13 protein-coding genes and 1 pseudogene are annotated in these 10,967 nt (G+C 38.3%); 13 read left to right on the plus strand and 1 reads right to left on the minus strand.

Annotation, left to right across the window (positions count from 1 at the left end; genetic code table 11):
* Positions 1-342 precede the first annotated feature (342 nt).
* The 12 genes and pseudogenes from RZN25_17105 to perR all read left to right on the plus strand — a co-directional run bounded on the left by RZN25_17105 (position 343) and on the right by perR (position 8,812).
* A complete protein-coding gene (locus RZN25_17105; GenBank protein MEQ6378531.1) occupies positions 343-1,353 on the plus strand; it encodes an ATP-binding cassette domain-containing protein in 1,011 nt (336 codons plus the stop codon).
* A complete protein-coding gene (locus tag RZN25_17110) occupies positions 1,346-2,137 on the plus strand; it encodes an ABC-2 family transporter protein (protein ID MEQ6378532.1) in 792 nt (263 codons plus the stop codon). Before RZN25_17105 ends, RZN25_17110 begins: the two co-directional genes overlap by 8 nt.
* Positions 2,138-2,140: 3 nt before the next feature.
* The gene (locus tag RZN25_17115; GenBank protein MEQ6378533.1) at positions 2,141-2,926 is read left to right on the plus strand and encodes an ABC-2 family transporter protein; all 786 of its coding nucleotides are present in this window, start codon (positions 2,141-2,143) and stop codon (positions 2,924-2,926) included.
* Positions 2,927-3,854: 928 nt separating this feature from the next.
* On the plus strand, positions 3,855-4,409 hold the full coding sequence (locus RZN25_17120) for a DUF3231 family protein (GenBank protein MEQ6378534.1): 555 nt from the start codon (positions 3,855-3,857) through the stop codon (positions 4,407-4,409).
* 120 nt (positions 4,410-4,529) lie between these two features.
* Positions 4,530-4,931, plus strand: coding sequence for a potassium channel family protein (locus tag RZN25_17125; GenBank protein ID MEQ6378535.1), 402 nt, complete (start codon positions 4,530-4,532; stop codon positions 4,929-4,931).
* 213 nt (positions 4,932-5,144) lie between these two features.
* The gene (locus RZN25_17130; GenBank protein ID MEQ6378536.1) at positions 5,145-5,399 is read left to right on the plus strand and encodes a hypothetical protein; all 255 of its coding nucleotides are present in this window, start codon (positions 5,145-5,147) and stop codon (positions 5,397-5,399) included.
* 47 nt (positions 5,400-5,446) lie between these two features.
* A pseudogene (locus RZN25_17135) lies at positions 5,447-5,551 on the plus strand (metallophosphoesterase).
* A gap of 116 nt (positions 5,552-5,667) precedes the next feature.
* Positions 5,668-5,838: a hypothetical protein gene (locus tag RZN25_17140; protein MEQ6378537.1), complete on the plus strand. Its 171-nt coding sequence runs from the start codon at positions 5,668-5,670 to the stop codon at positions 5,836-5,838.
* 77 nt (positions 5,839-5,915) lie between these two features.
* Positions 5,916-6,389, plus strand: coding sequence for a thioredoxin-dependent thiol peroxidase (gene bcp, locus RZN25_17145; protein MEQ6378538.1), 474 nt, complete (start codon positions 5,916-5,918; stop codon positions 6,387-6,389).
* A 94-nt stretch (positions 6,390-6,483) separates the two neighbouring features.
* Positions 6,484-7,437, plus strand: a complete 954-nt coding sequence (locus tag RZN25_17150) for a D-2-hydroxyacid dehydrogenase (GenBank protein MEQ6378539.1) — start codon at positions 6,484-6,486, stop codon at positions 7,435-7,437.
* 2 nt (positions 7,438-7,439) lie between these two features.
* On the plus strand, positions 7,440-7,997 hold the full coding sequence (locus RZN25_17155; protein ID MEQ6378540.1) for a cob(I)yrinic acid a,c-diamide adenosyltransferase: 558 nt from the start codon (positions 7,440-7,442) through the stop codon (positions 7,995-7,997).
* Between the two features lie 365 nt (positions 7,998-8,362).
* Positions 8,363-8,812, plus strand: a complete 450-nt coding sequence (gene perR / locus RZN25_17160; GenBank protein MEQ6378541.1) for a peroxide-responsive transcriptional repressor PerR — start codon at positions 8,363-8,365, stop codon at positions 8,810-8,812.
* Positions 8,813-8,839: 27 nt separating this feature from the next.
* Here perR and RZN25_17165 read toward each other — a convergent pair whose 3' ends face one another.
* On the minus strand, positions 8,840-9,211 hold the full coding sequence (locus RZN25_17165) for a YgzB family protein (GenBank protein ID MEQ6378542.1): 372 nt from the start codon (positions 9,209-9,211) through the stop codon (positions 8,840-8,842).
* Between the two features lie 316 nt (positions 9,212-9,527).
* Here RZN25_17165 and RZN25_17170 point away from each other — a divergent pair, with 316 nt between their 5' ends.
* Positions 9,528-10,394, plus strand: a complete 867-nt coding sequence (locus RZN25_17170; protein MEQ6378543.1) for a nucleotidyltransferase-like protein — start codon at positions 9,528-9,530, stop codon at positions 10,392-10,394.
* The last annotated feature ends 573 nt before the right edge of the window (positions 10,395-10,967 follow it).

The raw sequence follows: 10,967 nt of genomic DNA on the forward strand, positions 1-10,967 counted from the left end.
AAAGACGCACGGATTCTGGGTCGACGCACGCGCCCATAGAATGGACGCGCGAATCTGACAAAGTGACGCGCGCCGAGTCGGAAAAGACGCGCGGATTCTGGGTCGACGCACGCGCTCATGGAATGGACGCGCGAATCTAGCAAAAAGACGCGCGCCTTCCCAAAATTGACGCACGGATTCCCGGCCTGAGCCGCCAAACCCACACAATGCAGCACAAAATTCACCTTATCCCTAGGTTAGCACATGCCATTCACTAATGGTATACGCTCCGTAAACAAAATATTGCCATTCTCGTATGCATTTGGGTAGACTAATGGAGGATAAGAAGGAGAGGACCTCAAAATGCAAGACATGATTTATGTAAACAATCTAAGAAAAGAATTTAAATCCTATGCTAACCGCTCTGGACTTAAAGGGGCTTTTCGTGATTTATTCACCCGCAATTATAAAATTTTAAAAGCCGTCGACGACATCAGTTTTTCTATCAAACCAGGAGAAATGGTCGGGTATATCGGAGAAAACGGCGCAGGAAAATCTACATCTATTAAAATGCTAACGGGAATTCTGACACCAAGCGCAGGTGAAGTGAAAGTTAATGGATTCATTCCCCACGAAGAACGTGAAAAATTCGTACAAACCATCGGTGTCGTTTTCGGTCAGCGTTCTCAACTCTGGTGGGATATCGCCGTACAAGAATCCTTTCGTTTACTTAAAAAAGTATATAGAGTCTCAGATGAGCAGTACGAAAGCCATATGAAACTCGTAATCGAAACTCTCGATTTGGGCCCATTACTGGACAAGCCCGTTAGAAAACTTTCGCTTGGACAACGGATGAGGTGCGAACTAGCAGCGGCACTCATACATAATCCGCCGCTTCTGTTCCTAGATGAGCCAACGATCGGCCTTGACGTCCTTGTGAAAAATAAAATAAGAACCTTCCTGAAGGAAATTAATAAAAGATACAACACAACGATCCTGCTCACCACGCACGATCTAGCCGATATCGAAGCCCTTTGTGAGCGAGTCATTATGCTAGATCAAGGAAAAGTCATCTACGACGGCAGCCTACAAGACCTTCGCAACCGTTGGATAGAAGAAAAAGAGATTCGCTTCGAAATGGTAGACGAAATAAATGAGCAACAACTAACCAATCTAATCACCAATGACGTGACCTGGATTAAAGGCGAACGTCCTAACGTCTGGATTGCTCAAGTGAAGGATGACGAAAACGTCATATCATCAGTCATTACAAAGGTGGTCAGTGCCCACAAAGTCAAAGACGTCAATGTCCAAACAATGTCCACCGAAGAAATCGTTCGAAACATCTACGAGGAAGGTGTCATTCGTGGATAAATATCTAGAAATGATCCGCATTCGCTTCCTGATGATGCTCGCCTACCGAACCAATTACTATACAGGCATCCTGATTTACAGCATCAACATCGGAGCCTACTACTTTCTGTGGAGCGCCATTTATAGCGGAAAATCAGATATTCAAGGAATGACCATCATCCAAATGGTCACTTACGTTGCCGTCTCATGGATGGCGCGCGCCTTTTACTTCAACAACATCGACCGAGAGATCGCGCAAGAAATTAAAGATGGAAAAGTCGCTGTCGAGCTGATACGGCCCTACAGTTACCTCGGCATGAAAACCATGCAAGGCTTAGGAGAAGGGCTATTTCGTTTGTTCTTTTTCTCCCTGCCAGGAATGGTCATTGTGAGTCTCATCTTTCCACTGGACTTTTCTTCCAATACAAAAGTGTGGCTTTTGTTCGCCGTATCTCTAATCTTTAGCTTTATTGTCAACACGCAGATCAACTTGATTACGGGAGTTTTGTCGTTTTTCTTCTATAATAATATCGGTCTAATACGAGCCAAACGAATGATCATTGATTTATTCTCAGGGCTATTGCTTCCGATCAGCTTTTATCCGGGATGGGCACAGGAAATCATGGGATACTTTCCATTTCAAGCAATTAGCTACATCCCAAGCATGATTTTCACCGAAGCCTTCCAGGGAAGAGAAATCACCCAAGCGATCCTACTACAAGCTACATGGTCGCTCGTCCTGCTGATTCCGATTTACGTCCTGTGGATCGTAGCCAAAAAACAACTCGTGGTACAAGGAGGCTAACCCATGTTCCACATCCAAATGTTTACCCAATATATGAGCCAATACATGAAAACACGCATGCAATACCGAACCGACCTCATCGTCGAGTTCTTTTCAGATTTATTTTCACAAGCCGTCAACCTCATCTTCATACTCGTCGTCTTTAACCACACCCAACACCTGGCCGGCTGGAATCGCGACGAAATCATATTCATTTACGGCTTCTTCCTAGTCCCATACGCCGTATTCTCAGCCTTTTTCAACATCTGGGACTTCAACGAAAGATATATCGTCAAAGGCGAAATGGACCGGATTTTGACACGACCCGTCCACAGCCTCTTTCAAGTCATTTTGGAAAAAATGGAACTAGAATCGCTCTTCGGAGCCATAACGGGACTCATCATCATGGGGTATGCAGGTTCCCGCTTAGAAATCTCCCTTACCTGGTACGACCCGTTCCTGTTTGTGCTGATGGTAGCGGGTGGCGCCTTAGTCTATGGTGGCATTTTCATCTTGCTCGCTTGCATCGGTTTCTGGAGTGACGCCAAAACGGATATCATGCCGATGATGTACAACATCGGAAACTACGGCCGCTATCCTGTTGATATTTACAATGGGGTGATTCGTTTTGTCCTAACCTGGATCCTGCCATTTGCCTTCGTGGGTGTTTATCCATCCGCTTATTTCCTTGGTCGCGAAGAATGGTACAACTATGCCTTTTTGACACCATTCATAGGCGTGGTGTTTTTTGCTATTTCTGTCTTCGTCTGGAACCAGGGCGTAAAGCGCTACCGAGGGGCGGGGAATTAATTGTGGTTAATGGAGTTGAGTGTTGGTTTTGCATGTGAAACTGAAAAAAGTGCGGTCTTATTTTGAGTTATCCTGCGCTTTGGATAGTAAAACTGAATTGAAAGTCATCTCATTTTAAGTTTTCCTGATTCTTGATAATTAAAACTGAATGAAGCTGCTTCTTATTTTGAGTTTCGATGACTATTTAATAGTAAAACTTAATAAAAAAAGGTTTTATTTTAACTTTTAACTGTATTTGGATACTGAAACTTAAAAAAGAGAGCTTCTTTATTCAGTTTGCTTGAGCATTTAAAGATAAAACTTAATTAAAAACGGGTTATTATCAAGTTTTCCCTCTAACGAATGCCTAAAACTCAACAAAAGGAGACTTTTAATGAAGTTTCAAACTGAAAATTTATATCGAACTCAATTATAAATGATTGTAAATGAAGTTTCTCAGGTAAAATCCAAACAAAACTCAAAATAAACCAAGGTTTGCTTGATGGAATTTATTCTTTTTGTGATTGGGAAGCAGATCAAGAAGACTTGGAGGAGTTTTCAGATCCAAAACAACGTGGAGACTCGGAAATTTTGTGTCACAAAAATAGAGAATTAATAGTTTTTTTCCGTAAATATCACACTTGTGAAATTGGTCTTGGACTGAGGATTGATTTTACTGGAAAAGGAAAAGGAGCGGCTTTTGTTAAAGCGCAATACAACCCCATAAATTAACTCATAGTGTGGCTGCTCTTAATCAAAGGGGTATTAGGGATATATAAAAATGGGCTTCAAGGAAGTGTATACTTTTCTGCAGGATACTAACAGGAATACTTATGAGCTTTGAAGATGGAATATAAATGCTAATCTTAGTCTGTTGGGAAATTTTTTATGATCTAATTCTCGCATATCTCCTATTTATTTGAAGAAATTAGAAGTAGGAGGTGTAGTTATGGCCAATCCTTTTGAGGCTGTTTGGAATATGCTCAAGACATCCATGGATAATACGGATGAACCAAAAACTCCATTACATGTCATTGAGGTCGGGGACCTTTGGACGTATATCACGGTCGTGGAAGAATTTATTCGTTATGAAGAAATAGGATTAAATACTACTTCAGATGATGAGGTAATGGAACTGCTTAATGATGTGATCAGAGTTTGCGAATCACATGTGAAAAATGTAAGTGAATTTATGAAAAAAGAGGGGTTGCCATTACCTGAAGCAACATCCGCTAAGCCAAACTCAAATCCTAAAGAAATTCCACTTGGGGTGAAGTTAACTGATGATGAAATTACGAATGGTATTGTTTTTAAATTAATCACCTGCTTGCAAGCCTGTGCCAAGGGGCAGGTGGATGCCATTCGAAATGATGTTGCAGTTATGTGGCTTCGAAATTATTCAGAATGGGTTACACTGGGAGCAACATTAAAAACTTTGATGCGAAAGCGTGGATGGCTAAAGGTTCCGCCTTATTACTATCCACCAGGGTCACCAACTCAATAGTCATTTGAACGAAAATGAAACCAACTCGAAGCGCTGGAGTTGGTTTTTTTAATTATATGGGCATTTCAATTGGGTCTGAGCATACATTGTAGATAGAAGACAAGCCGGGGAGCCATGCTGATGATACCGATTGTATTTTTACTTATATTAATTTTTGTTATTTATAAAAGCATTAAAATATTTTTCTCTTATCGACCACTCTCCACTGAGATCTTTTCTATACAACTATTCTTTTCAATGCTGTTTCTATATAGCATCCTCACCATTGGATTTGGGCTTGTTTATTTAATACTTTCCATGCAAGGCTTGATTTTACTTGAAGGAATGGAACTACACAATATGGCCCTTTGGCATCGTTTAGCACAATCCATTTATTTTAGTGGAGTAACCTTGTTAACAGTCGGTTATGGGGATATTACTCCAGTTGGCTGGGCTCGGCCAATTGCCTTGTTTGAGGCATTAATAGGCTATACTTTGCCTGCTGCGCTTTTCATGAAGGCTTGGCGCGAGAAGGAGAGGTAGTTTGATTTGTTCCCCGTAAATGTCCGATTGGTTCAAGGGCTTTTAGGTGGGTGCTAACAATTAAAGGGGGGACGGCAACTGATTAATTTCACTTTATTTTCTCATTTGTTTAAAAGGTCAGAAAATGCAGACGATTTCTTGCCTTGATAATGGATAAATATGTTAAGATAGATTTACTCAGGCTTTTTGGAGCAATATAAAAGGGGGGTAAAAATGGATCCTATATTGCAGTTGGTTATTGTCCCGGTAAGCGTTATTGGATTAGGGGTTCTATCTTCTTTTCTATTTAAAAGCTTTTGGGTTGGGCCGTTAGTTACAGCAGCTTCAAATGCAATTATTGAATTCATTTTTATTGAAAGTTTATCAGTCTGGACCTTACTATTTTCTTCTTTGACCTTCATTCTCTCCCTGCCTATTCTTATATATGTTAAACCTGGTGAGCACCAGAAAACAGAAATTCCAAAGTGATTTTTAGTAGTACATAATATGTCAAACTACGAGATTTGTAATGAAAAATCGTAGTCATAACAGATGTTCATGCAAACAAAACGGCGTTAGAAGCAGTGTTAGAGGACATTAAGCATCTTGTAATAGAAAGGATTTTTTGCCTAGGAGGACTTGATAGGAGGAAGCGGAACTGTCTATTGCGGAACAAACGGGAATGCCGGGCCTTGGATGAATATTCCGGAAAATTATGTTTGCCAAGTATCGAAACCCGTAGTAGGGAGGAGATTATATGCCTATTGATGACCAATATTTTGTAGGGTGGGGGACGCTTGCCCTCATAAATACAGGTTTAGCCCAAGGGAAGAATCGAACAGGCTTCAACTGGTTTTTGCTATCCCTTTTCCTAGGTCCAATAGCGACACTCATTTTATTATTTGTAGAAAAACGACCTAATCCATAGTTCATACGTCAAAATGGTTTCTAAATTTAGAACATGCTAGTATGGAAGTAACAAGATACGAAAGGGGAAATATAGCCATGGCTGAAGCAGTAGTTGGACAAACAGCACCAGCATTCGAGGTGTTGGCAAGTAATAGTGAAAAGGTAAAGCTTTCTGATTTCAAAGGAAAAAATGTTGTGCTTTATTTTTACCCAAAGGATATGACACCCGGATGCACAACGGAAGCATGTGATTTCAGAGACAAACATGAAGATTTTTCAGAGCTTGATACGGTGATTTTGGGTGTGAGTCCTGATCCACTAGATAAACATGAAAAATTTATTGACAAACATGGGCTTCCATTTCTTCTATTAGCAGATGAAGACCATAAAGTTGCAGAAGATTACGGGGTTTGGAAGATGAAAAAAATGTTCGGAAAAGAATTCATGGGAATTGAACGTTCAACTTTTGTCATTGATAAAGAAGGAAATCTAGTAAAGGAATGGCGAAAAGTAAAAGTTAAGGACCATGTTGAAGAGGCTCTTCAATATATTAAAGATCACTTGGTGTAAGTCTCTATAATTAAAAGATCCTGATACATTGTAGAAGGATCTTTTTCATGCAAATCACATGATTTAAAGTTAGAGAACGGAGGAGGATTTTCTATTGGAGATTTTATGCACGGCTAGGGTACAGTCAGAAATAAAACAACGAATGATGGAGAAATATCCAGAACATCATTTTTCATTTGTATATGGAATGAAAGAAGGGAAAGAAATGCTACCTCATGTGGAGATCCTTTTAACGTACGGCGAGGATTTAAATGACGATTTAATTGAGGAAGCAAAAAAATTAAAATGGATTATGGTCCTGTCTGCAGGAATGGATAAAATGCCGTTTGAAGCGATAGCCAAGCGAGATATTCTAGTTACCAATTGTCGTGGGATTCATGGGATTCCGATGGCAGAGTATGCCATTTGGAAACTTCTCGATGTATACAAAAATGGCAAAGTATTAATGAAACATCAAAAGGAAGAAGTCTGGGATCGAAAAGTGCCAATGCAAGAAATTACAGGACGAAAAATGGTTCTAGCTGGGACTGGAGCAATAGCACAAGAACTTGCCCGTTTAGCCAAAGCTTTTCGTATGACTACGATTGGCGTATCAAGAAGTGGAACATCGAAATCATCTTTTGATCAAGTAATTACACCTGAGAAGATGGATGAACATTTAGGAGAAGCAGACTTCTTGGTTTCCGTTTTGCCTAGCACAAAGGAGACGGTTCACTTCTTTAAAAAAGAGCATTTTGAAAAATTACCACAGCATGCAGTCTTTCTAAACATGGGCAGAGGAGATGTTGTGGACGAAAGGGTACTGATGGATATTTTACGAGAAGAAAAAATCGCCCATGCTGTATTGGATGTATTTGAGCAGGAGCCACTTCCGGAAGGTCATCCATTTTGGCAAATGGAAAATGTAACGGTGACTCCACATTTATCGGGAATAACCCCGCAATATTTACCAAGGGCATTTGAAATTTTTGAAAAGAACCTAAAGCATTTTATGGGAAATGATTTTTCAGCCTTGATCAATCCTATCGATCCAAAAAGGGGGTATTAATAATGAAGATTTATACTCGAACTGGCGACAAAGGGGAAACTTCTTTAATATACGGTCAACGTGTCCCTAAGAATGATAAACGAGTAGAAGCCTATGGAACATGTGATGAGGCCAATTCTATGATTGGACTTGCTTTAAGTTATCTAAGGAAAGAAGATAAGGAAGGAATCAAAGAATTTATGACTGTAATGGAAAGAGTTCAGACGATTCTTTTTCATGTAGGAGCGGAGTTGGCAACACCTAAAGGAAAAGAGGTTAAGTGGAAGGTGACAGAGCAGCACATTACTGAACTTGAGGCTCGGATAGATAAGTGGGAGGAAACCTTACCACCATTAACTAATTTTATTTTGCCATCAGGAACAGAAGCTTCAGCTGCCTTGCATAGTGCACGTTCTATTGTTCGAAGGGCAGAAAGAGCAGCCATTCATTTAGTTGACGACTTAAACAATCCTTTAGTCATTTCATATTTAAATCGATTGTCTGATTTTCTATTTGTAGCGGCACGTTATATTAATAAAAATTGCGGAGGCAAGGAAACCACGTTACAAGCTGATGTTTAAATCGAGATAATTGAATGAGAATGAAGGAGACTGCCTATCCTAAAAAGGTAGTCTTTTTTTCTAACAGATAGGAAAGTTTAAAACTTTCCTATCTGCATAAGTGCAACTAAGGCATTCGCCACAAAGGCTTGGCGAATGCCAAGTTTTCTAATCAAAATTTATAACTTTTAGTCGGTTTGAAGTACATGAAAAATTAGGCCTTCAATATTAAAAGTTGATGATAAGCTGAGTTTAATGTATAGATCTTAGCATTAATAATATACTTTTATTGACAAAGACATACTTAACCATGTAAACTAATTATAACAATTATAAAGTAATAATATGAATCATTATATTCCAATTACTTGTTGAAAGTGAGGTGCATGACGGTGACTCAACTAAGAATGAAGGATGCTCTTGATGTGTTGAAGGATTCAGGTGTTCGCATTACACCACAACGTCATGCGGTCTTAGAGTTTTTGGCTAACTCCATGACCCATCCAACTGCCGATGATATCTATAAAGCCTTGGAAGGAAAATTTCCAAACATGAGCGTAGCCACTGTATACAATAATCTACGAGTTTTTCGGGAGATTGGACTTGTTAAGGAATTAACTTATGGAGATTCTTCTAGCCGCTTTGATTTCAATACTAGTGAACATTACCATATTATTTGTGATGAATGTGGAAAGATTGTTGACTTCCACTACCCAAGTCTCGAGGAAGTAGAATCATTAGCAGAACAAGTTACTGGATTTGAAGTGAGAGATCACAGATTGGAAATCTACGGTACATGTGCTAGCTGTAAAAGTGAAGCTAAAGTTGCTCATTAATACAAAAAACTGAAAGTCTTAGGACTTTCAGTTTTTTTGGTCTTCACTGTACTTTTTGGAGTTGTATTTTTCATCCAATTCTTTTCCTTCTAATTCCTTGTCCCTAGTAAGAGGTTGTCTGCAATGCATACAAGCATCTACACGGCCAAGCATTTTTGTTGGTTTTCCGCAAGATGGGCAAGTAACTTGAATGGTTCTAGTCGAAAGCATCCCTATCCAAAAGTAAACTAATGTACTAAAAACAATAAATAACATTCCGATAATCATCAGGATAACCATTAGCCACTCAATTTTTTTCGCAATAATTCCTAAGTACATAACACCCATACCAATGAAAATTAAACTTAAGGCAAAGGTCCTTATTCGATTTATTTTATTTGTATATCCTTCTTTAGCCAAATTGAATCCTCCTTTAATCTCCCATAGTATAGCACATCCTTCATTAAATTTGGTTTCCTTTGTACATAGAGAGAAAAGTCGATTTTTTCAAGTGAAAAGTATATAAACTGCATTTCCAAATTTTTTGGTTTTCCTCTTTTAGGGTTTTTTCATTTTTGTCGAAACAAATTTATAACTAGAAAAAAGGATTAATTTAAAAGATGTAGAAAAAGAATAAGACCAAGAATTTATTCTTATAATGTGAAAATGTAAGCAAAAACAACTCACATAGTATAATTCCTATAAAATTAGAATTGTGAATTGGGGGAAGTTATTAATGGAAGATTTACTGCGACCCATCTATCAAGAACGGGCAAGCGCATCAAATACACTTGGGATATTACTTTTAGAAAAAAACAAGCCAATTAGCCCATTAACTGATAACTTTGATGCAATCCTATTAGTTGTCGTGCATGATGCTGAAGTTCCGTGGTTTGTTAAACATTATGAATTTCAATCTGGAATTGCTGCATTACATATAGTTGATCATGAAAAATTACATGAATGGATTGATAATAGCTCATATAGGCGTGCGGTAGAATGGATAATTCACGGGGATATTATCTTTGATCGTAATGAATATATGGTTGGATTAAAAAAGGAACTACAGGAATTCCCCCAAGGAGATCGTGATCGCAAACTGATGATGGAGTTTGGAAAGCTAATTCGTGCTTATTTAGAATGTAAGGATTTATTTCAGTCCAATCAGATTTTGGATTCCTATAGCCGTATGATTCATTCCCTGCATTATTTAGCTAGATTGGCTGTCATTGAAAAAGGATTCCGTCCTGAAGTAACAGTTTGGAACCAAGTTAAGAAAATGGATCCAGAAATTCATAAACTTTATCAGGAATTGATTACAAGCCAAGAGCCACCAGAAAAACGAATTCAGCTTCTTCTATTAGCCACGGAAGTTGCTATTAATAGTCGTGTAAAAACTGCCATCAGGCATTTAAAACAAATTATGCAAGAAAAAGATGAGCCATGGACCTTCGGAGATTTAAGACTCCATCCAGAGACACAGTTATATTCTAAAGATTTAAGTGCAGTTGTAGAATACTTAGTGGAGAAGGACATCCTAAAAGTTTCATTAAAAGAAACAAAGGGGAAAGACATATTCCATAGGACATATCTAGTTAAGTAATCAATATGTGGAGAATTCAATAGCTCCTGAATAGATTAATGTTTTAAGGGAAGTAATATAAAGTCAAAACGCATGGGATTTTGTCCATGCGTTTTTATGGTTCAAGGGCCTTTAGGTCATACCCTTGGGTGCTAACAATCGGTGGGGACGGCCACTCATTGAAGTATCACTTTATTTGTGTAAGTATAATCTTTCATATTAGTTTAACTAAGCATTCGCTACAGAAGCTTGGTGAAAGGACAGGTTTAGAGAAAGTAGATAAAACAATAAATTAGGTAACAATACTGTTTTTATTTGTGGAAAAAGGAATACTATATATGCAAACATAGTATTGACATATCTATTTTACCCATGATATATTAAATGCCGTTGCAAAATTGAAATTCAAAATTTAAAAAGTTGTTGACTAAAAATTTTCAGTGTGTTAAATTATTAATCGTCGCTTTAAACGAAATAATAAAAACAACTAAAAAAGTTGTTGACGCTAAACGAAAAACGTGATATATTAATTGAGTCGCTGTTTTCTCTAGTGACATCATTTGAACCTTGAAAACTAAACAAAACAACCTGTTA

This window comes from Bacillaceae bacterium S4-13-56, assembly GCA_040191315.1.
In the GTDB taxonomy this organism is placed as follows: Bacteria; Bacillota; Bacilli; order Bacillales; family JAWJLM01; genus JAWJLM01.